Source organism: Paenarthrobacter sp. NEAU-H11 (assembly GCF_050573415.1).
GTDB lineage: Bacteria > Actinomycetota > Actinomycetes > Actinomycetales > Micrococcaceae > Arthrobacter.
In genome coordinates, this window is the sequence record NZ_JBNZGA010000008.1 from 146,412 (window position 1) to 167,551 (window position 21,140).

A 21,140-nucleotide genomic window follows, 5' to 3' on the forward strand; every position below is an offset into this window, starting at 1 on the left:
TTGCTGTCCCCGGGCGGTCAGCCCTGGAACCAGATCTTGATCTCGCGCTCCGCGGAATCGGTGGAGTCGGAGCCGTGCACCAGGTTCTGCTGGACCTTCAGGCCCCAGTCACGGCCGAAGTCGCCGCGGATGGTGCCCGGGGCCGCCGTGGTGGGATCGGTGGTGCCGGCAAGGGAACGGAATCCCTCAATGACCCGGTGGCCCTCGAAGATCGCCGCAACAACGGGGCCGCTGAGCATGAATTCCACGAGGGGCTCGTAGAAGGGCTTGCCGACGTGCTCCTCATAGTGCTGCTCCAGGAGTTCGCGCGAGGCGTCGACCTTCTTGAGTTCGGCCAAGGTGTAGCCCTTGGCTTCGATCCGGGCCAGGATGGCGCCGGTGAGGTTGCGGGCGACGCCGTCGGGCTTGATCAGGACGAGGGTGCGCTCAGTGGTCACGACTGCTCCAATGCGTTGGGATGGGTTTCGGGGACAAGTCTACGGGGACTTTGCCTACGGGGACTGCGGCTGCTGCCCCGGTCCAGCCGCCTGGTCCGGGTGCGCCGCCTCCCACTCCGCCTGCGCGCGGGCGCGCTCCCCGGCCTCGCGGTCCAGCCGGATTCCGGTGCGGATGCCGTACCACCAGGCCGCTGCGAACAGGGCGCCGACCAGGAACATGGCGGGCTCGAAGATGCCGGTCAGGACCAGGACGAGCTGCAGGATCCAGCCCAGCCCGATGCCCCAGGGCCTGGTGAGGAACGCGCAGGCCACGATCATCACGACACTGAGCCCGATCCCCACACCGAGGATGAGGGCCGGCGGGAACTCCCCGCGGCGAAGTCCGAACACTGCCAGGGTGGCGAAGAACATGACGAAGGCTTCCAGCAGCAGCACGGTGGATGCGAACATCACCTTGGTGGAGCGGCGCTTCCTGGGCATGCCCGGGCGCCACTCACGCTGGGCTTTGGTCAGCTTGGGCACTCAGGCCTCCGTCTTTCCGAGCAGGATCCGGGCCTCGGCAACGAGGGTGATGGAGCCTGTCACCAGGACTCCCCCGGACAGGTCGTCGTTGGCTTCGGCGCGTTCCACTGCCCACTCAAGGGCGTCGTCGAGCTTCTCCGCGATGTGCACGTTGTCCTCGCCGAAGCCAAGCTCAACCGCGAGTTCGGCCAGTTCCGCGGCAGGGACTGCCCGCGGGGAGTTCGACTGGGTGAAGCAGAATTCCTCCGCGATCCCGCCCAGCGACTCCTTGAGCTGCCGGAGGATCTCCTCGGCGTCCTTTTCCTTCAGCACCCCCACTACCGGAACCAGCCTGGTGAAGTTGAAGGCTTCCTGCAGGGCGGCAGCCGACGCCTTGATGCCATCCGGGTTATGGGCTGCGTCCACAATGATGGTGGGCGCGGTCCGGACCACTTCAAGCCGGCCCGGCGACGTCACGTTGGCGAAGCCTTCCTGCAGCACGTCGAAGTCGAGTTCCTTTTCGCCCCCGAAGAATGCCTCGATCGCGGCCACGGCCACCGCGGCGTTCTGCGCCTGGTGCGCGCCGTGCAGCGGGACCAAGAGTTCGGGGTACCGGCCGGCGATGCCCTGGATGCTCACCATCTGCCCGCCCACCGCCACGGTCCGGGACTCAACGCCGAATTCCACGCCTTCGAAGCGGAACGGCACGCCCACGTCCTTTGCCTTCTCCAGCAGGACCTGGGCCGCGTCCAGGGGCTGGGCGGCGCTGATGAGGTAGCCGCCCGGCTTGATGATTCCCGCCTTCTCGTGGGCGATGTCCTCCGTGGTGTCGCCCAGGAGGTCCGTGTGGTCAAGGGAAATGGGCGTGATGACGGAGACCTGCCCGTCGCCCACGTTGGTGGCATCGGTGATCCCGCCCAGGCCCACCTCGATGACGGCCACGTTGACCGGCTGGTCCGCGAAGATTGCGAAGCCCAGGATGGTGAGGCATTCGAAGTAGGTGAGCCGGGGCTGGCCCTCGGCTTCAAGCTCGGAGTCCACGATCTCCAGGTAAGGACGGATTTCGTCCCAGATCCGGACGAACGTCTCGTCGGAAACCGGGTGGCCGTCGATGCTGATCCGCTCAGTGACCTTGGACAGGTGCGGGCTGGTGTACCGTCCGGTGCTGAGGCCATGGGCCCTCAGCACCGATTCGATCATGCGGGCGGTGGAGGTCTTGCCGTTGGTGCCGGTCACGTGGATGATCGGGAACGCCTTGTTGGGCTCCCCCAGCACGTCCATGGCGCGGAACAGGGGCGCGAGGCGCGGCTCCATCTTGTTTTCCGGCGCCCTGCCCAGCAGTTCGGCGTAGACGCTCTCTACGGAAAATTCGTCAGTCATGGATCAGGCCTCTACTTTTTCGACGGCGACGGCCGGCTCGGCGGCGTCCGAAGGTTCTGCCGCCAGGTCAACGGTGAGGGTCTCACCCTTGACCAGGTCGGCGTTGGCGAGCAGGGCGTCCACGACGTTCTGCCGGGCAGCCACGGTGGTCCGGATCCGGTCGCTGACGTTCAGCCCGGCGTCCTTGCGGGCCTGCTGGATGGCGCGGATCATGTCCCGGGCCAGTCCCTCTGCTTCCAGTTCCGGGGTGATCTCGGTGTTCAGGACCACAAAGCCGCCCCCGGGAAGGACAGCGGCTGCACGTGACCCGGCACCCTCTGCGGCTTCAGCCACGACGGTTTCCAGGACGTATTCCTGCGGCTCGAGCTCGAGACCGCCGGCGGTGACCACCCCGGCGTCGCTGACGGACCAGTCACCGGACTTGGAGCCCTTGATGGCCTGCTGGACGTTCTTGCCCAGGCGCGGGCCGGCAGCCCGTGCGTTGACCACGAGCTTCTGCTCGATGCCGAACTCCTCCGGGGAGGCGGCCTCGGCGTCGAGCAGGCGGACCGAGCGCAGGTTCAGTTCATCGGCGACGACGGCGGCAAAGCCTCCCAGCGCGCCAGCACCGGGTGCCACGACCGTAAGTTCCTGCAGCGGGAGGCGCACGCGCAGGTTCGCGGCCTTGCGCAGGGAGGACCCGGTGGAGCAGATCTGCTGTACGCGGTCCATCGCCTCGACCAGCCCCGGGTTGGCCGGGAACAGCCCGGCGTCCGGCCAGTCGGCCAGGTGCACGGAGCGCCCGCCCGTGAGCCCGCGCCAGATCTCCTCGGAAACCAGCGGCAGCAGGGATGCGGCTACGCGGGCGACGGTTTCCAGCGCGGTGTAGAGAGCGTCGAAGGCGTCGACGCTCTCGTCGAAGAACCGCTGCCGGCTCCGGCGGACGTACCAGTTGGTGAGCATGTCCAGGTAACTGCGCAGTTCGTCGCAGGCGCCGGAGATGTCATAGCTGTCCAGCTGGGCGGTCATATTGCGGACCAGCTCGCCGGTGTTGGCGAGCAGGTACTGGTCCAGGGTGTCGGCGTAGCCGTCATAGCGCAGCTTCGCGTCGTAGCCCGCCCCGCCATTGGCCGCGTTGGTGTAGAGCGTGAAGAAGCTGTACACGTTCCACAGCGGCAGGATGACCTGGCGGACGCCGTCGCGGATTCCCTGCTCGGTGACCACGAGGTTGCCGCCGCGGAGGATGGGGCTGGACATCAGGAACCAGCGCATGGCGTCCGAGCCGTCGCGGTCCAGGACCTCCGACACGTCCGGGTAGTTGCGCAGGCTCTTGGACATCTTCTGCCCGTCAGAGCCCAGCACGATGCCGTGGCTGATGACGTTGCGGAAGGCCGGCCGGTCGAACAGTGCCGTGGAGAGGATGTGCAGCATGTAGAACCAGCCGCGGGTCTGGCCGATGTACTCCACGATGAAGTCGGCGGGGTTGTGGGTGTCGAACCAGGCCTCGTTCTGGAACGGATAGTGCACCTGGCCGTAGGGCATGGAGCCGGAGTCGAACCAGACGTCCAGGACGTCCTCCACGCGGCGCATGACGGACTGGCCCTCTTCGGGAGTTCGGGGATCGTCCGGGTTGGGCCTGGTGAGTTCGTCGATGAACGGGCGGTGCAGGTCCACCTGGCCGTCTTTGTTCAGCGGCAGGCGGCCGAAGTCCGCCTCGATCTCGGCGAGCGAGCCGTAAACGTCCGTGCGGGGGTATTCGGGATCGGTGGACTGCCACACGGGGATGGGGCTGCCCCAGTAGCGGTTGCGGCTGATGGACCAGTCGCGGGCGTTCTCCAGCCACTTGCCGAACTGGCCGTCCTTGACGTTGCCCGGGATCCAGTTGATCTCCTGGTTCAGCTCGGACATGCGGTCCTTGAACTTGGTGACTTCCACGTACCAGGAGGAGACGGCACGGTAGATCAGCGGGTTGCGGCAGCGCCAGCAGTGCGGGTAGCTGTGCTCGTAGCTGGCCTGCTTGACCAGCCGGCCCTGGGCACGCAGCACCTGCGTGATGGGCTTGTTGGCCTCGAACACCTGCAGGCCCGCGATGTCGTGCAGGTCCCCGTGCTTGAACAGCGGCAGGAACCTGGCGCCTTCGTCCACGGAAAGGATCACCGGAATGCCGGCCTCCTCGCACACCTTCTGGTCATCCTCGCCGTAGGCAGGCGACTGGTGGACGATGCCGGTGCCGTCACTGGTGGTGACGTAGTCGGCAACCAGGATCCGCCAGGCGTTCTCCATGCCGTACTTTTCGTTGTCTGCGAAGTCCTGCCACAGCGGCTGGTACGCAAGCCCTTCGAGTTCCGTGCCGGTGTGGGTGGAAACCACTGCGGCCTGGGCAGCCTCGAAATCCTCATAGCCCAGGTCCTTGGCGTAGTTGCCCACCAGGTCGGCCGCCAACAGGAAGCTTCCCGTGACGGGCGCCTCCGCGGAGGCAGCCTTGATGCCGTTCGGGCCGGCAGGCAGCACAGCGTAGGTGATGGAAGGGCCGACGGCGAGCGCCGCGTTGGTGGGCAGCGTCCAGGGCGTGGTGGTCCAGGCGAGGGCCTGGACGCCGGCAAGCTGCCGGGACAGCTCCGAATCCCCCGCGGTGATGGGGAAGGTCACCGTGACCGTCTGGTCCTGCCGGTTCTTGTAGACGTCGTCGTCCATCCGCAGCTCATGGTTGGACAGCGGCGTCTCGTCCTTCCAGCAGTACGGAAGAACCCGGTAGCCGTTGTAGGTCAGGCCCTTTTCGTGCAGCTGCTTGAAGGCCCAGAGGACGGACTCCATGTACTCCACGTTGAGGGTCTTGTAGTCGTTGTCGAAGTCCACCCAGCGTGCCTGGCGGGTGACGTAATTGCGCCACTCGTCGGCGTACTTCATCACGGAGGCGCGGCAGGCGTCATTGAACTTGTCGATGCCCATGGCTTCGATCTGGGTCTTGTCCGTCATGCCCAACTGCTTCATGGCCTCAAGCTCGGCGGGCAGGCCGTGGGTGTCCCAGCCGAAACGGCGCTCCACGCGCTTGCCGCGCTGGGTCTGGTAGCGGCCCACCAGGTCCTTGGCGTAGCCGGTCAGCAGGTGCCCGTAGTGCGGCAGGCCGTTGGCGAAGGGCGGGCCGTCGTAGAAGACGAACTCGTTGCTGCCGGGCTCGCCGCCGGGAGCGTCCGCGCTGCGCTGGTCGATGCTGGCCTGGAAGGTGCCGTCCTGGTCCCAGTACTTCAGGATGCGCTCTTCGATCTCCGGAAACTTCACGGAGGCGGAAACAGCGGCACCGCCGCTGGACGACGCGCTGGCAGAAGTGGAGGCTGAGGCCTTGGGGTAATACGTCATGTCGACATCCTGGGTTGAGCTTGGCGAACTGCCGGCCTGCGCCGTGCTGTTCCGTTCAGGATGCGAGGACGGCTTGCCGTGTTGTCCGCCGGACCCCACGCTCACCGCGGTACCACCTCACTTACCGTCGCTGCGTGTTCCCCGAAGGGAACTGGCGCCACGACGGCCGCTCATTGACTGCTGTGACGGGCTTACCCGTCCGGTTCTACTGGCGCGTACCCCGTAACGGCAGTATGCGTGTTCTTCCGGAAGCTCACCGGTGATTGCCGGGTCGACGCTGCTCGTTCCAGTTTAGGGTCCCGGGCCTGCGGATGTCGAAACACCTTCTGGTTCCCGGCCGGTGCGCTTCCCGGTGGACTCTGGACGCGGGGCTCGGCAAGGGAAATACTTCAGTTATCACGGTCCACTGGGAGGGCACCATGAGCGGCGAGAACAAGATGACGGATGCGGGTCCGGTCGGGTTGATTGTTTCCATCCAAGATGCCCGTCGCGAAGATGCGGTCAACGGCCATCTTGCCTGGGGTGAATTGTTGTCGCCGCAACTGGTGGCCGTGCGGGGCAGCACCGCCTGGGCCCGCGATCCCTTGGCCCGCTTTGAGGTCCTGCTGGCTGCACCGGAGGACATACCGCTGGATGCCGGAGCTATCGAACGGATTAAACCGAGGCGGATTGAACTCATCCCGCCGACTGTCGAGGGCACCGAACGCGGCGCGTTGATCTGGCTTGCCCAGTTTTCCGCCTTCCCTGCCCCTTACGCGGAGACGCTCGGCCCGCAGGATCCTGCCGAAGAGGCGGGCCCCGATGCTACGCAAGTTCCGCCCGCCTGGGATGCCGCTGCGGTCCTGGGACCGGTAGCTGCACGCGAACAGGAGTTGCGCCAGAACCTGGTCCAGCCTTCCCCGGACTCCGGGGAAGGGGAATTCCGAATGTGGTGGTGCTTCATCTTCGGCGGCTGCTGATGCCTCCTATCACAGGCTCCGCCCGCCGCAACTGGAAGGAGGCCGGTGATATTGCGGCCCTTCTCCTGTGCTTCGCGCTGGAGCTGTTGCTGTCATGGGACAAAGTAGCGGCACCTTTTCCGGGCGGCGCCTGGCTGGTGCCCTGGCTGGTGCTGCTCCTCTACGCACCGTTGCCGTTCCGCCGGAAACGTCCGGTGGCGGTTTTCACCGTCACGGCTGCGGGCAGCGCAGCATTGAGCCTGCTTGTGCCCGGTTTCGTGCCGCTGTTCGGCGTCTGGCTGGCTCTCTACACGGTGGCCCTGCTGTGCCCGCGGATCCAGGCAGCGGCGGCGGCCGCGGCGGCGTGCGGACTGATTCTCCTGAACGTCCTGGTGGAGGTTGGCAGGTCCGGCGCCGGACAGGAGTGGGACGTGGCAACGGTAGGCGCCGTGGGCGGCGCCGTCATTACGCTGGCCGTCTTCGGGCTGGGCCGGTGGGTGGCCTGGAGTGTTAAACAACGACGCCGGGCGGCCCGTTATGCCGCTGAACGTGCCATCCGTGACGAACGCTCCCGCATCGCCCGCGAACTGCACGATGTAGTGGCTCATGCCGTGAGCCTCATGGTGCTACAGACCGCCGGCGCCGCACGCATCATGCAGGCAAACCCCCGGCAGGCCGCCGAGGCGCTCGAGAATGTTTCGTTGCTGGGGCAGCAGGCTGTGGTCGAACTGCGAAGGATGCTCGGGCTGCTCTACGATGGCGCTCCGGCCGCCTCCGCGGATTCCTGGGGGCAGGGCGGCGGACCCGATGCCCGGGACCTGCCGAGCATCTCCAGGCTGGAAGAATTGGTCAAGGAATCGGAGCGGGCTGGACTGGCCGTGGAGCTACACGTGACCGGGGCGCCCGTCCTCCTGGAGCCCGGCGTTGACCTGTCCGCCTACAGGGTGGTCCAGGAAGCCCTCACGAATGCGTCAAGATATTCGGCGGCAGGGCATGGCGCTACCGTATCGCTCCACTGGCAGGCCTCCGGCGTGCAGCTGGAAGTCCGCAACCGGTGCCTTCCGGGGGCATTGCACCACCCGCTGTCGAGCGGTCACGGGCTGGTCGGGATGGCTGAACGGGCAAAGGCAGCGGACGGCTGGGTAAAGACTGGCAGGCGCGGCGACGAGTTCGTGGTCCAGGCAGGATTTCCCCCCGGCGCCCCTTCGCGACGCGGGACCCCGGCGGTTCACGGTGGACGCTGAGGACCAGCGGCAGATCCGCGTCCTGCTCGTGGACGACGAACCCCTGGTCCGCGGCGGCCTTGCGATGCTTCTGGGAGCCGAGCCCGGCATTGTGGTGACGGCCGAGGCAGGAAACGGCCGCGAGGGTGTGGCTGCCGCCCGGTGCGGCATCGCGGACGTCGTGGTCATGGACCTGCGCATGCCGGTGCTCGACGGCGTTGCGGCGACGCGGGAACTGGCATCGGACGGTTTCGTACCGGGAAACAACGCCCTGCCAGTGCTGGTGCTGACCACCTTTGACGGGGACGAGCAGTTGTACGCGGCGCTGCGGGCGGGCGCCTCCGGATTCCTGCTCAAGAGCGCAGCGCCAGGCAGCCTTGCGGATGCGGTCCGGTCCCTGGCCCGGGGTGACGGCTGGCTTGATCCCGCCGTCACCCGAATGCTGATAACGCAGTTCGCCGGCAGGACACCGGATGTCCTTCCGGCCCCTGCGGAGCTGTCCCGGCTTACCCGGCGCGAGCGGGAAATCCTGGCCATCATCGCCACTGGCCTGAGCAATACCGAAATTGCCGCCGCGCTGTTCCTCAGCGAGGGGACCGTCAAAACCCATGTGGGGCGCATCTTCGCCAAGCTCGGGCTGCGGGACCGCGCCCAGGCCGTGGCCTTCGCCTATGAAAGCGGCCTGGTGCGGCCCCGACTTGGGCCGTAATCGGAAGGCACCTGCGGGGACAGGCCCGGTCTGACCGGGCCTGTCCCCGGCCATAGGGATTTCCGGGGCCATACCCCTCAGGAGGTACTGCACAAATAAGGCAGGAGCCCGACGATCCCTGCTTCCGGAAAGCGCAATGTTGAGGCATCGAAGGGGCCTCAACCGGAGGCCCCCGGGAGCCCTAAGGAGCAGTCATGAACAGCACAGCAGCCGCCAACCCAGAATTCACCGCACCGCCTGCACGGAAGAGGCGCCGCGTCATCCGGAAGACAGTGGCCACGGCGGCGGTCGCCACAGCCCTTGCGGGCGCCGGAGTCGCAGCAGCACAGGCGGACGGCCTGCTGGCACCGGGCGCCTCCACGTTCGTCAGCACGAACCTCTGGGGAGCATCCAGGATCTGCGTGACCAACTACGGCGCCAACTGGGGCAGCTTTACGCTGTACGCCAGCTTCGCCAATCCCGAACAGAACTGGGTGCCCGCCTACAGCACGCGCTGCCGCGATGCCTGGTGGTTCGGACAGAACGTCCGTGTCCAGAACACCGGGTACACGATGGAATACGCGTACCGGGCGTTTTGACCAGGCGTCAGGCCCCCTTCCGGATCAGTTTGTAGTTTGCTGCCTGCGCCACCGGGCGGACCACAATCTGGTCGAGGTTGATGTGGTGCGGAACGCTCACTGCGTACCGCACCACTCCGGCCACGTCACCTGCAGTGAGCGGCTTCTCCACCCCTTGGTAGACCTTGTCCGCGGCCTGCCGGTCACCGAGCCGGTTCAAAGCGAACTCCTCCGTCTGGACCAGCCCCGGTGCCACCTCGATGACCCGGACGTTGTGCTCGGCTTCCTCCAGCCGAAGGGCCACGGTCAGGGCGTGCTGGGCGAATTTCGCCGCGTTGTACCCGCCGCCGCCCTCATAGGCTGCCAGCCCCGCCGTGGAGGTCAGGTTGAGCACCGTCCCTTCGCCGGAGGCGCGCAGCATCGGCAGGAACGCCCGGGTGAGCTTCATGGTGCCCAGCACGTTGACCCGGTACATCCACTCCCAGTCCTCCGTGTCGGCTGCTGCGATGGTATCGGCGCCCCTGGCACCGCCGGCGATGTTGATCAGCGTGTCGATGCCGCCCGCTTCGGCCACCTCCGCCACAAGCCGGGACACGTCGTCGTCCTCGGAAATGTCGGCGGGGACTGCGACGGCGCCGGTCTCCTGCGCCAGGGCGGCGAGGCGATCCGCGCGGCGGGCGACCGCAAACACGGTCCAACCCTCCGCCGCGAGGGCACGGACGGTGGCCTCTCCGATTCCGCTGCTTGCGCCGGTCACCAATGCTGCTTTTTTCTGCGAAATGTCAGTCATGGCACCACCCTAACCGGGGCTGCCGAACGGGCGCCTCCCGATGAGTCGGCGGATGAACCGCAGCTCACGGGGTGCCTCATGGACGCAGGGCGGGCGGAAGCGGCGGGACATGAAACAATTGGCAGATGGCTGAAGACAAACAGGGTACAGACACGCCCACCACCGCCCCCATCAACGTTCCGGACAAGCCGGCCCTCGAGGGCCTCGAAGCTGCGCTCACGCAGCGCTGGCTGGCCGAGGGGACCTACAAGTTCAATCGGGAGACCACCCGGGACCAGGTCTACTCGATTGACACTCCCCCGCCCACCGCTTCCGGTTCACTGCACGTGGGGCACATGTTCTCCTACACGCAGACTGACGTGCTGGCGCGCTACCAGCGCATGACCGGAAAGAACGTCTTTTACCCGATGGGCTGGGACGACAACGGCCTGCCCACCGAGCGCCGGGTCCAGAACTTCTACGGCGTCCGCTGCGACCCCTCCATCCCGTACAACCCTGACTACCGGCCGCCGGCGCAGCCGGCGAAGAACCAGCGGGACTTCGACGTCGTCTCCCGAAGGAACTTCATCGAGCTCTGCGAAGAGCTGGCGGTTGAGGACGAGAAGGTCTTCGAAAACCTCTTCCAGACACTGGGCCTGTCCGTCGACTGGGAGCTGACATACCGGACCATCGACGACAACTCGCGGGCGGTCTCGCAGCGCGCGTTCCTGGCCAACCTGGCGGCGGGCGACGCCTACATGGCCGAGGCACCCACCCTTTGGGACGTAACCTTCCGTACCGCAGTGGCCCAGGCCGAACTCGAAGACCGCGAGGTCCCCGGAGCCTACTACCGCTACCCGTTCTTCACCGAGGACGGACAGAAGATCCACATTGAGACCACCCGTCCCGAACTGCTGGCTGCCTGCGCCGCACTGGTGGCAAATCCCGACGACGAACGGTACCAGCCGCTGTTCGGCAAGAAGGTCACGTCGCCCGTCTTCGGCGTCGAGGTTGAGGTGAAGGCGCACCCGCTCGCCAAGGCGGACAAGGGCTCCGGCATCGCCATGGTGTGTACGTTCGGTGACCTGACCGACGTCACCTGGTGGCGCGAACTGCAGCTGCCCACCCGCGCCATCGTTGGCCGGGACGGCCGGATCGTCAGCGAGGCTCCCGAGTGGATCACCACCGATGCCGGCCGCGAGGCCTTCGCCGCGATTGCCGGCAAGACAGTCTTCAGCGCCAAGGAAGAAGTGGTGAAGCTCCTCACCGCCGCAGACCTGCTTGAGGGCGAGCCCAAGAAGATCATGCATCCCGTGAACTTCTACGAAAAGGGCGACAAGCCCCTGGAAGTGGTCACGTCCCGGCAGTGGTACATCCGCAACGGTGGACGCGACGAGGACCGCAGGGAGCGGCTCATCGCACGGGGCCGGGAGATCGACTTCCATCCTGCCTTCATGCGTTCCCGCTACGAGAACTGGATTTCCGGCCTGAACGGTGACTGGCTGGTTTCCCGCCAGCGCTTCTTCGGCGTGCCCATCCCCGTCTGGTACCCCCTGGACGCCGACGGCAACCCGGACTACGACTCCCCCATCGTGCCCTCCGACGGGCAGCTGCCGGTGGACCCGGCAGCGGACGCCGCTCCCGGCTTCGACGAAAGCCAGCGCGATGTTCCCGGCGGCTTCACCGGTGACGCGGACATCCTGGACACCTGGGCCACGTCCTCCCTGACTCCAAAGATCGTGGGCGGCTGGAAGCGCGACGAAGACCTCTTCGCCAAGGTCTTCCCCTTTGACGTCCGGCCTCAGGGCCACGACATCATCCGGACCTGGCTGTTCTCCTCGGTGGTGCGCGCGGACGCCTTGGAAAACAGCGCGCCGTGGAAGCACGCCGCCATCTCCGGTTGGATCCTGGACCCGGACCGCAAGAAGATGTCCAAGTCCAAGGGCAACGTGGTGGTACCCACCGATGTGCTGGAGGAATACGGCTCGGACGCTGTCCGGTACTGGGCCGCTTCGGCCAAGCTCGGTGCGGACACAGCCTACGAGATCGCCCAGATGAAGATCGGCCGGCGCCTGGCCATCAAGCTGCTCAATGCGTCCAAGTTCGTCCTGAACCTGGGCGCCACGGAGGACTCGGTGCTGTCCGCTGATCTCTCCGTCCTCACCAATCCGCTCGATCGGGCGGTCCTGGCACAGCTCGCCGACGTTGTGGCCCAGTCCACGAAGGCCTTCGAGAACTACGACTACGCACGGGCGCTGCAGATCACGGAAAGCTTCTTCTGGCAGTTCACCGACGACTACGTGGAGCTCATCAAGGACAGGGCCTACGGGGCTGCGGGCGAAGCCGAACAGGCCTCGGTGCTGGCAGCCCTCGCCACCACCCTGGACGCCCTGCTGCGGCTCTTCGCGCCGTTCCTGCCGTTCGCCACTGAAGAGGTGTGGAGCTGGTGGCGCAAGGGCTCGGTCCACCGCGCCGCGTGGCCGGCCGCCCTGGCGGTGCCGGGCGGCGACACCACCATGCTCGCAACGGTTGGTGTTGCCCTCAGCGGTGTCCGCAAGGCCAAATCCGAGGCGAAGGTGAAGCAGCGCACGGAAGTCCTGACTGCGACCATCACGGCTCCAGCTGGACTCGCAGGGCAACTGAATGCCGGCCTGGCCGACTTGAAGGCAGCCTCCAATGCCCGCGAAATTTCAATAGTGGTGGGCGAGGGCGAGCTGGCTGTCACCGGTGTGGAACTGGCCGTCACGGAGGAGCCGGCGAAAGCATAGCCGCAGCCTTGGGCCCTGTTTTCGGGCAAAGGGGAAGCCCCATCAGCGTTTTGCCGTTGGTGGGGCTTCGACTTTTCGGCCATCCGGTGACGTCTTGATGGTCTGGCAGAATCCGCCGATCTTCAGGTCTTCCTACGTTCGTCACTTGTAGCTTGCATCCTGACTTTGCCGATGGCTGCGTCGAATGCATATCACTGAATCTTTGGTTTCTGCGTCCCACTTCTTTCGAAGTGGGTAAGAACTATTGTTGTCCCGGCTACCGCGATGCGCAAGAGCCCCGGCTGAACTACAAACGAGTAGTTCAGCCGGGGCTCTGGACGCTCCCGCCGGGGCTTCCGGAGGGGCCGGGCCTAGTTGAATTCCGGACGTTCGGTCCTGCTCCGCTTCAATTCGAAGAAGTGCGGGTAGGAAGCAATCGCGGTGGTGGCATCCCACAGCTTGCCGGCTTCCTCGCCCCGCGGGATCCGGGTGAGCACGGGACCGAAGAATGCCGTGCCGTTGAAGGCCACAACCGGCGTTCCAACGTCCTGGCCCACCCGCGAGATGCCTTCCTCGTGGCTGGCCCGGAGCTGGCGGTCGTAGGCGTCGGTAGCGGCGGCTCCGGCCAGTGAAGCGGGAAGGCCGCATTCAGCAAGTGCTTTGGCGATCACCAGGTCGCGGTCCTTTTCGCCCTGTTCATGGATCAACGAGCCCATGGCGTCGTAGAGTGGCTTGACAGTGCCCCTGCCGTGTTCCTCCTGGGCCGCGATGATCACCCGGACCATACCCCAGGCGTTGTCCATCGATTCGCGGTAGGCAGGTTCCAGGTCCCGGCCTTCGTTAAGGACGGCCAGGCTCATCACGTGCCACTCCGTCCCGATGTCGCGGACGCCCTCCACTTCGCCTATCCAGCGCGAGGTGATCCAGGCGAACGGGCACAGCGGATCGAACCAGAAGTCGGCCGTGTTCTTAGCGGGCTCAGTCATAGGGAATTCCTTCGCTGGTCTCAGTGGCGCGGGGCAGCCACGACGTGTAAGGGCTCGGCGCTGTGCCGGGAAGTCAGGCAGACTTACGGCGCTTGGCGACGTGGGGAACGATGGTCGGTTCCGCACCCCTCAGCACGACGTCCTCGGTGATGATCACGCTGGCAACGTCTTCGCGGCTGGGGAGATCGAACATGACAGGAAGCAGCACTTCCTCCATGATGGCCCGCAGCCCCCGGGCGCCGGTGCCGCGCTCCAGCGCCTGCTCCGCAATGGCGTCAAGGGCTGTGTCGTCAAACACCAGTTCCACGCCGTCAATCTGGAACATCTTCTGGTACTGCTTCACAAGGGCGTTCTTGGGTGTGGACAGGATCTGGATCAGGGCATCGCGGTCCAGGTTGGAGACGGTGGTGATCACGGGAAGCCGGCCGATGAACTCGGGGATCAGGCCGAATTTCAGCAGGTCCTCGGGCATCACTTCACCGTAGGAATCCACCTTCTTGCTGGCCTCGTTCAGGGGGGCGCCGAAGCCTATGCCCTTCCGTCCGGACCGCGACCCGATGATCTCTTCCAGGCCGGCAAAGGCGCCCGCCACGATAAAGAGGACGTTTGTGGTGTCAATCTGGATGAATTCCTGGTGCGGGTGCTTCCGGCCGCCCTGCGGCGGGACGGAGGCAACCGTGCCTTCCAGGATCTTCAGGAGCGCCTGCTGGACGCCTTCGCCGGATACGTCGCGGGTGATGGAGGGGTTCTCGCTCTTGCGGGAAATCTTGTCGATCTCATCAATGTAGATGATGCCCTGCTCAGCCTTCTTCACGTCGTAGTCGGCGGCCTGGATGAGCTTGAGGAGGATGTTCTCCACGTCTTCACCGACGTACCCGGCCTCGGTCAGGGCCGTGGCGTCAGCTACGGCGAAGGGAACGTTCAGGCGGCGGGCGAGGGTCTGGGCGAGGTAGGTCTTGCCACAGCCGGTGGGGCCGATGAGCAGGATGTTGGATTTGGCAATCTCGACGTCGTCGTGGTGGCCGCCGTCGGCAAGGCTTCCGGATTTAGGGGCGTGGCCGGCCTGGATCCGCTTGTAGTGGTTGTAGACGGCTACGGCGAGGGAACGCTTGGCAGGCTCCTGGCCAATGACGTACTCCTGCAGGAAATCGAAGATCTCGCGCGGTTTGGGAAGTTCGAAGCTTCCCAGGTCAGCAACTTCCGCGAGCTCCTCTTCAATGATCTCGTTGCAGAGCTCAATGCATTCATCGCAGATGTAGACACCGGGCCCGGCTATGAGCTTGCGCACCTGCTTTTGGCTCTTTCCGCAGAAAGAGCACTTCAGCAGATCCGTGCTCTCGCCAATCCGAGCCATATGTGAACCCCTTAGTATCCTGCTGCCAGGCAGCCTTGCTCCGTTGCTGGAATCTCCACCCGGCCTGCACGGACCGGTTGTGACACCATCCACTCTAGGTCACATTCGCTTCCCAGGGTGGAAGGAAAAGGCCGGTGGAGCCAAATGATTGGCCCCACCGGCCCATTACTTTACCGTTACCGGCTGATCGCCTGCGGTTTGATCTTCCGTGAATCCAGGACCTGGTCGATCAGGCCGTACGTCTGCGCTTCTGCCGCGGTGAGGATCTTGTCGCGCTCGATGTCGTTGTTGACCTGCTCTGACGTCCGTCCCGAGTGGTGGGCGAGCGTGTCTTCCAGCCAGGAGCGCATCCGCATGACTTCGGCCGCCTGGATCTCCAGGTCTGAGGCCTGTCCGCCCTGGCCGCCGGACAGTGCCGGCTGGTGGATCAGGACGCGGGCGTTCGGGAGGGCCAGGCGCTTTCCGGGAGTACCTGCCGCCAGCAGTACGGCCGCGGCGCTTGCGGCCTGGCCGAGGCAGACCGTCTGGATCTCGGGGCGGATGTACTGCATGGTGTCGTAGATGGCCGTCATGGCGGTAAAAGAGCCGCCGGGCGAGTTGATGTAGAGGGTGATGTCGCGGTCCGGGTCAGTGGACTCGAGGACCAGCAGCTGGGCCATGACGTCATCGGCAGAGGCGTCATCCACCTGCACACCAAGGAAGATAATGCGGTCTTCGAAGAGCTTGGTGTAGGGGTCCTGGCGCTTGAAGCCGTACGGAGTGCGTTCCTCGAACTGGGGCAGGACGTAACGGCTGGTCGGAAGGTTACCGGCAGTCGATCCGAAGTTGTAGGTCATTTTTGTTGCTCCTGATCTAAGTTTTCTCTGTGCCGGATTACTGTTCGGACGCTGACTCGCCGGACGACCCGTTGGCTGTTCCGCCGCCACCGGATACAGAGCCGGCGTGGGCGGCGATCTTGTCGAAGAAGCCGTACTCCAGGGCCTCGGTTGCCGTGAACCACTTGTCCCGGTCGTTGTCCTTGAGGATGGTCTCGACAGTCTGGCCGGTCTGCTCGGCCGTCAGTTCCGCCATGACCTTCTTCATGTGCAGGATGAGCTCGGCCTGGATCTTGATGTCCGAGGCGGTGCCGCCGATGCCGCCGGAGGGCTGGTGCATCAGGACGCGGGCGTTGGGGGTGGCGTAGCGCTTGCCCTTGGTGCCGGAAGACAGCAGGAACTGTCCCATCGAGGCGGCCAGGCCGGTGGCTACCGTGACGACGTCGTTGGGGATGAACTGCATGGTGTCGTAGATGGCCATGCCTGCCGTCACCGAGCCGCCCGGGGAGTTGATGTAGAGGTAGATGTCCTTGTCCGGGTTCTCGGCGGACAGCAGGAGCAGCTGCGAGCAGATGGCGTTGGCGTTGTCGTCACGCACCTCTGAGCCCAGCCAGATGATCCGCTCTTTCAGGAGACGGTTGTAGATGTAGTTGTCCTGGGCTGCGGGATCGACAGTAGCCATCCGGGGGGACTCTGCGTGCTGTGACATGTGTACTTACCTCTCGCTGGTGACGGTGACATCACTGAAAATCACTACTTGGACACTAACCGGTTTCAGCGGTGTTTTGTTCGCGCATCCGCGGCTGTTCGCTGACGGCGCACGATCGGCAGGGCCGGTGCGACGCAGCAGGATCCAACGCAAACGGCCCCCGGATCCAATGATCCGGGGGCCGTCCACTCAGTGGCTCTTAGGCCTGGGCTTTGGCCTCTGCCGTGTCTTCCTCGACGGCTGCCTCGGCGGTCTCAGCCTCGGCCTCGACAGCTTCGGCTGCGGGAGCTTCCTCTTCGCCGCCGGGACGGACGAAGTCGCTCAGGTCCACGGACTTGCCCTCGGTGTCGGTGACCTCAGCCTGGCCCAGGACGACGGCCAGCGCCTTGCGGCGGCGGACCTCGGAAACCATCATGGGAACCTGGCCGCTCTGGTCGATGATCTGGGCGAACTGGTTCGGGTCCATGCCGTACTGGCTGGCGGTGGTCACGATGTAGTCGATCAGCTCGTTCTGGCTGACGTTGACTTCTTCCTTCTCGGCAATGGCGTCGAGGATGATTTCGTTCTGGAAGGCGCGGGCCGTGTTGGCACGAACCTCTTCGCGGTGCTCCTCGGTGTCGTGCTCGCCTTCACCGTGCCCGCTGCCCTCCTTGAAGTGGGCCTCGAGCTGCTCTTCAACGACGGAGTCCGGAACGGGAACCTCAACGAGCTCAACGAGCTTGTCCAGGACCTTGTCGCGGGCCTCGACGCCCTGCTCCACAACCTTGGAGTCTGCGGCCTGCTTGGCCAGGTCTTCGCGCAGTTCGGCGAGGGTGTCGAACTCGGAAGCCAGCTGGGCGAAGTCATCGTTTGCCTCGGGGAGTTCGCGCTCCTTGACGGCCTTGACGACGACCTTGACCTGGGCGGCTTCGCCGGCGTGGTCGCCGCCCACCAGAGTGGTGTCGAAGATGGCGTCTTCCTCGGCGCTGAGCCCGGTGACGGCTTCGTCGAGCCCGTCGAGCATGGTGCCGGCACCCACCTGGTAGGACAGGCCGGAAGCGGAGTCAACCTCTTCGCCGTCGATGCTGGCGGTGATGTCGATGGTGAGGAAATCGCCGTCCGCGGCGGGGCGGTCCACGGACTTGAGCGTGCCGAAGCGGCCGCGCAGTTCGTCGAGGGCCTTGTCCACATCCTCGTCGGAGGACTCGGCCGCAGCAACTTCAACCTTGATGCCGGAGTAGTCCGGGAGCTCGATCTCCGGGCGGACGTCCACCTCGGCAGCGAACTTCAGTCCGCCGTCCGTTGCGGAGGGGTCCGGGACCTCGGTGATCTCAACCTCGGGGCGGCTCAGGGGGCGGATGCCGGATTCCTGCACAGCGGCCTGGTACCAGCCGTTGAGGCCTTCGTTGATGGCAGTCTCCAGGACGTAGCCGCGGCCGACGCGCTGGTCGATGAGCTTGGCGGGGACTTTGCCCTTACGGAAGCCCGGGACCTGGATCTGCGAAGCAACGGTCTTGTAGGCCGAGTCGATGCTGGGCTTCAATTCCTCAAAGGGGACCTCAACATTGAGCTTGACCCGCGTGGGGGTGAGGTTCTCGACAGCGCTCTTCACGGTCTAAGTACTCCTGGGATTGTGGGATGGGTTTCTGCAAACGCAATGTTTTGTCCAGGCCGAGTGGTCCGGGCCGCAGAGTCGGGGTGACAGGATTTGAACCTGCGACTTCCTGCTCCCAAAGCAGGCGCTCTAGCCAAGCTGAGCTACACCCCGTTAGTGCACAGGCAAGTCTACGGTGATCCGCGCCCAGTTTGCACATTTGACACGTAGCCCATGGATTAGGTTTAGTTGTATCCGGCTTGAACAGCCAGCCCGGAGTTGCAGGCCTGCTAATATTGCAGATGCAGTTCTTCCGGGGACGTAGCTTAATGGTAAAGCCTCAGTCTTCCAAACTGATTACGCGGGTTCGATTCCCGTCGTCCCCTCCAAACAGACAGGCCCCTCCGAAGAGGGGCCTGTCTTTTTAATCCGTTGGGGCCCCAGCTCCGGCAAGCCATCGTGGGGGCTTTGCCGGCAGCCCCCGTTCACGCCTGCTGCTGGCAGAAGGGGCACCAATAGAGTTTGCGCCCCGCCAGTTCAGCAATCAGCACCGTGGTGCCGCAGACCCGGCACGGCATCCCGTCCCGCTTGTAGACGTAATGGGCATTGTCCCGCGCGGGGAAGGTCCCGTTTTTCAAGGCGGCGGCGGTTGCCTTGCCGTGTTCCGACCAGTACCGGGGCGTTGTGGTGATGATGCGGCCGTCGGCAACGCCGTCGTTCATGACGGTCACGACGTCGCGCCACAACTTGCGTGCCTCGGCGTCGGGCAGTGCGGTTCCCGGCAGCCAGGGATCGATACGCCGGCGGAAAAGGACCTCGGCGCGGTAGACGTTGCCGACGCCGGCGATGATCTTTTGGTCCATCAGGAGTGCAGCCACCGGAGTTTTCCGGCCCTGCAAATTGGCCGCGAACCGTCCGGCGTCGCCCCGCAGGTTCCGCAGCGGGTCCGGCCCCAGCCGGGCGAGGACGGCGTCAGCCTCTGCCGCGGTAATCGCCTCGCAGGTGGTGGCACCCCTCAGGTCGGCCCACCCGTTGCTGCTGGCCAGCCTGACCCTCACGGCCCCCACGGGGTCCGGCGGACCGGCATAGGCGCTGCCTCCGTTCGTGCCGGCGCCGTCGCCGTCGTTCGCGTCCGGGAACGTCTCCCGCTCCCCCACCCGGCGCGGGGCACCGATGCTGGAGGAGCCGGCGAACGTGCTGTCGCCGCCAAAACTCCAGGCACCGTACAGGCCCAGATGCACATGCAGCACCAAGGTGTTGTCGAAGTGCAGGAACAGGTGCTTGCCGTGCGCCTCGGCCACGAGCAGGGTGCGCCCGTCCAGGAGCGCGGCGCCTCCGCTGAACCGGCCCTGCGGGCTGGACACAGTGAGCCGCCGGCCGCCGAATACGTCCCCGAACTGCCGCGCCAGGCGGCGGACGGAATGCCCTTCGGGCACTACTCGATGACCTCGCCGGTTGCTTCGTAGGCGGCGATCTTGCCGATGCGGCGGACGTGGCGCTCGTCATTGCTGAAGGGCTCGGTCAGGAAGGCCTCGACCAGCCGGGTCGCTTCCTCCACCGTGTGCTGGCGGCCGCCGACGGCCACGACATTGGCGTCATTGTGCTCGCGGGCGAGTGTGGCGGTCGAGTGGTTCCAGGCCAGGGCAGCCCTGACGCCCTTGACCTTGTTGGCGGCGATCTGCTCCCCGTTGCCCGAGCCGCCCAACACGATGCCCAGGGCGTGGATGCCTGCCTGCTGGTCGGCAACCACGGCAAGGGCGGCATTGATGCAGAAAGAGGGGTAGTCGTCCTGGGCGTCGTAGGCCTTGGGGCCGTGGTCCACCACCTCATAGCCCTTGGCTGTCAGGTGGGACACCAGGTGGGCGCTCAGTTCCATGCCCGCATGGTCGGTGGCGATGTGGACCCGCGGGAAGGCAGGGGATGATGTCACGAGCAGAATCCGTTCGGTTGGGGGCGCAGGCAGCCGGCCGGGACGGCGCAGGCCAGGGTCAGGACAACACGGTCAAGAATACTAGGACTCCGGCTGGCCGGGAGTCGGCGCCGCCCCGCCGCCGGGCCGGGCCCTTTCAGCAACCCGCGTCAGTACCTCGGCCAGCCTCGCCGCCGAGGCAGTACTGCCCCCGCTCACCGCGAGGCGCTGGCCGTCGGTTTTGCTGACGACGACGGCGGGACCGCTGCTGACGAGCATGGCGGCAGTGCCGCCGTGGTGCCGGTAGCCCCACCCCCCATAGTCTGCGGCCTTCACCTCGGCGGCGGTAGCGCCCGAGATGGCTCCGGCCGGGACGTTCATGACCGGAACGATGCCGGCCAGCAGGACTTTCAGGCCGCGGCGGTCGGCTTTGATGCGCGCGAACAGGAACGCCGCGCCCGTCGCCGCGAGGAGCACGAGGAGCGCGCCGAGCCAGGGCACGGCAACGGCGATGAGGGCAGACGGAAGCAGCGATGCGATGGCGATCATGACGAATACCGAACTGCGGGCATGGACCCAGAGCCGGATGTCGTCCCGTGTCAGGTCGGGGTCAGCCTCCCTCGCGATGGCCAGTTGAAGGGCCCGGTCGTCGTCCGGTGACCACTGCTGGTCCGCTTTGAAGGTAAAGGCAACAATCACGCCGAGCGACAGGGCCGCCCCGCTTCCGAGTGCCAGGACGGTCATGTCCACATGGGATTCACGGGCGTCCGCCAGCCCTGCCTGTCCCACGATGCCGGCAGCGAGGGCGCTGGTGACGAAGAGCGTGAAGAACATCCCGGCGCCCATCATGATCCGGCGCATCAGCACGGGCCTGCTGACGGGCACGGCCTGAAAGAGGACCAGCCAGCCGCCGGCCAGGATCATTAAGGCTCCTGCCGTGACGTAGGCGCCGAAGGGCGCGAAGGAGGCGCCGCCGTCGTCCGTCCACCGGATGGCGAGCGGCTCCGGAAGGTCCGGCCGGATCAGGAAGGCGCACACCACGAAGGCCGCCGCCACCAGCAGCGGGAACCCCACCACAAACCGAAGGGCTTTCGTGTCCATCGACTCCATGAACTTTCCCATGATTTAACGCTACTCCCACGGCCGGCCGGCGGCCTTCCGCCTCACGCGGCAGCCATCCCGGGCCGTGCTACTTGC

The 21,140-nt window shown here is 65.7% G+C and carries 18 protein-coding genes and 2 tRNA genes; 6 read left to right on the top strand and 14 right to left on the bottom strand.

The features are described from left to right. Nucleotides 1-17 precede the first annotated feature (17 nt). Genes ndk through ileS form a run of 4 tightly spaced genes read right to left on the bottom strand, consistent with a single transcriptional unit; the run spans nucleotide 18 to nucleotide 5,654 of the window. Nucleotides 18-437 carry a nucleoside-diphosphate kinase gene (ndk, locus tag ACQ3DC_RS12140; RefSeq protein WP_228403670.1) on the bottom strand — a complete coding sequence of 140 codons (420 nt, stop codon included), beginning with the start codon at nucleotides 435-437 and terminating at the stop codon, nucleotides 18-20. A gap of 54 nt (nucleotides 438-491) precedes the next feature. Next, entirely contained in the window at nucleotides 492-959 is a 468-nt protein-coding gene (locus ACQ3DC_RS12145; RefSeq protein ID WP_421093391.1) for a DUF4233 domain-containing protein, read from the bottom strand. Next, the gene (locus ACQ3DC_RS12150; protein ID WP_157241967.1) at nucleotides 960-2,318 is read right to left on the bottom strand and encodes a bifunctional folylpolyglutamate synthase/dihydrofolate synthase; all 1,359 of its coding nucleotides are present in this window, start codon (nucleotides 2,316-2,318) and stop codon (nucleotides 960-962) included. A gap of 3 nt (nucleotides 2,319-2,321) precedes the next feature. Beyond that, nucleotides 2,322-5,654 carry an isoleucine--tRNA ligase gene (gene ileS, locus ACQ3DC_RS12155; RefSeq protein WP_430752336.1) on the bottom strand — a complete coding sequence of 1,111 codons (3,333 nt, stop codon included), beginning with the start codon at nucleotides 5,652-5,654 and terminating at the stop codon, nucleotides 2,322-2,324. A 419-nt stretch (nucleotides 5,655-6,073) separates the two neighbouring features. Between ileS and ACQ3DC_RS12160 the strand changes: the two genes are divergently transcribed. The 4 genes from ACQ3DC_RS12160 to ACQ3DC_RS12175 all read left to right on the top strand — a co-directional run bounded on the left by ACQ3DC_RS12160 (nucleotide 6,074) and on the right by ACQ3DC_RS12175 (nucleotide 9,102). Continuing rightward, nucleotides 6,074-6,613: a hypothetical protein gene (locus tag ACQ3DC_RS12160; protein WP_430752337.1), complete on the top strand. Its 540-nt coding sequence runs from the start codon at nucleotides 6,074-6,076 to the stop codon at nucleotides 6,611-6,613. Beyond that, nucleotides 6,613-7,836 (top strand): sensor histidine kinase, encoded by a 1,224-nt coding sequence (locus ACQ3DC_RS12165; RefSeq protein WP_430752338.1) that lies wholly within the window; start codon nucleotides 6,613-6,615, stop codon nucleotides 7,834-7,836. Before ACQ3DC_RS12160 ends, ACQ3DC_RS12165 begins: the two co-directional genes overlap by 1 nt. After that, nucleotides 7,826-8,524, top strand: a complete 699-nt coding sequence (locus ACQ3DC_RS12170; RefSeq protein WP_430752339.1) for a response regulator — start codon at nucleotides 7,826-7,828, stop codon at nucleotides 8,522-8,524. The genes ACQ3DC_RS12165 and ACQ3DC_RS12170 overlap by 11 nt, the downstream gene beginning before the upstream one ends. Nucleotides 8,525-8,718: 194 nt before the next feature. Then, nucleotides 8,719-9,102, top strand: coding sequence for a hypothetical protein (locus ACQ3DC_RS12175; protein WP_430752340.1), 384 nt, complete (start codon nucleotides 8,719-8,721; stop codon nucleotides 9,100-9,102). A gap of 7 nt (nucleotides 9,103-9,109) precedes the next feature. Here the strand turns inward: ACQ3DC_RS12175 and ACQ3DC_RS12180 are convergent, their stop codons facing one another. Next, complete coding sequence (locus ACQ3DC_RS12180) at nucleotides 9,110-9,871, bottom strand: SDR family oxidoreductase (RefSeq protein ID WP_430752341.1); 762 nt, start codon at nucleotides 9,869-9,871, stop codon at nucleotides 9,110-9,112. Between the two features lie 125 nt (nucleotides 9,872-9,996). On the opposite strand from ACQ3DC_RS12180, the gene valS reads away from it, so the two are divergent. Continuing rightward, nucleotides 9,997-12,618 carry a valine--tRNA ligase gene (gene valS, locus ACQ3DC_RS12185; RefSeq protein ID WP_430752342.1) on the top strand — a complete coding sequence of 874 codons (2,622 nt, stop codon included), beginning with the start codon at nucleotides 9,997-9,999 and terminating at the stop codon, nucleotides 12,616-12,618. A 350-nt stretch (nucleotides 12,619-12,968) separates the two neighbouring features. Here valS and ACQ3DC_RS12190 read toward each other — a convergent pair whose 3' ends face one another. The 6 genes from ACQ3DC_RS12190 to ACQ3DC_RS12215 all read right to left on the bottom strand — a co-directional run bounded on the left by ACQ3DC_RS12190 (nucleotide 12,969) and on the right by ACQ3DC_RS12215 (nucleotide 18,208). After that, nucleotides 12,969-13,583 carry a DsbA family protein gene (locus tag ACQ3DC_RS12190; protein ID WP_157241962.1) on the bottom strand — a complete coding sequence of 205 codons (615 nt, stop codon included), beginning with the start codon at nucleotides 13,581-13,583 and terminating at the stop codon, nucleotides 12,969-12,971. 73 nt (nucleotides 13,584-13,656) lie between these two features. Then, entirely contained in the window at nucleotides 13,657-14,937 is a 1,281-nt protein-coding gene (clpX, locus tag ACQ3DC_RS12195; protein ID WP_157241961.1) for an ATP-dependent Clp protease ATP-binding subunit ClpX, read from the bottom strand. Nucleotides 14,938-15,113: 176 nt separating this feature from the next. Beyond that, a complete protein-coding gene (locus ACQ3DC_RS12200; protein WP_157241960.1) occupies nucleotides 15,114-15,773 on the bottom strand; it encodes an ATP-dependent Clp protease proteolytic subunit in 660 nt (219 codons plus the stop codon). Nucleotides 15,774-15,810: 37 nt separating this feature from the next. Further along, the gene (locus tag ACQ3DC_RS12205) at nucleotides 15,811-16,434 is read right to left on the bottom strand and encodes an ATP-dependent Clp protease proteolytic subunit (protein ID WP_157243122.1); all 624 of its coding nucleotides are present in this window, start codon (nucleotides 16,432-16,434) and stop codon (nucleotides 15,811-15,813) included. A 226-nt stretch (nucleotides 16,435-16,660) separates the two neighbouring features. Next, nucleotides 16,661-18,052 carry a trigger factor gene (gene tig, locus ACQ3DC_RS12210; protein ID WP_430752343.1) on the bottom strand — a complete coding sequence of 464 codons (1,392 nt, stop codon included), beginning with the start codon at nucleotides 18,050-18,052 and terminating at the stop codon, nucleotides 16,661-16,663. A gap of 81 nt (nucleotides 18,053-18,133) precedes the next feature. Beyond that, a tRNA-Pro gene (locus ACQ3DC_RS12215) sits at nucleotides 18,134-18,208 on the bottom strand. Nucleotides 18,209-18,349: 141 nt separating this feature from the next. On the opposite strand from ACQ3DC_RS12215, the gene ACQ3DC_RS12220 reads away from it, so the two are divergent. Further along, nucleotides 18,350-18,423 (top strand) — tRNA-Gly (locus ACQ3DC_RS12220). A 96-nt stretch (nucleotides 18,424-18,519) separates the two neighbouring features. Here the strand turns inward: ACQ3DC_RS12220 and ACQ3DC_RS12225 are convergent. The 3 genes from ACQ3DC_RS12225 to ACQ3DC_RS12235 form a co-directional block, all read right to left on the bottom strand. Further along, complete coding sequence (locus tag ACQ3DC_RS12225) at nucleotides 18,520-19,470, bottom strand: Fpg/Nei family DNA glycosylase (RefSeq protein ID WP_430752344.1); 951 nt, start codon at nucleotides 19,468-19,470, stop codon at nucleotides 18,520-18,522. After that, nucleotides 19,470-19,964, bottom strand: coding sequence for a ribose-5-phosphate isomerase (locus ACQ3DC_RS12230; protein WP_321213754.1), 495 nt, complete (start codon nucleotides 19,962-19,964; stop codon nucleotides 19,470-19,472). The genes ACQ3DC_RS12225 and ACQ3DC_RS12230 overlap by 1 nt, the downstream gene beginning before the upstream one ends. A gap of 81 nt (nucleotides 19,965-20,045) precedes the next feature. Further along, a complete protein-coding gene (locus tag ACQ3DC_RS12235; RefSeq protein ID WP_321213755.1) occupies nucleotides 20,046-21,065 on the bottom strand; it encodes a hypothetical protein in 1,020 nt (339 codons plus the stop codon). Between the last annotated feature and the right edge of the window lie 75 nt (nucleotides 21,066-21,140).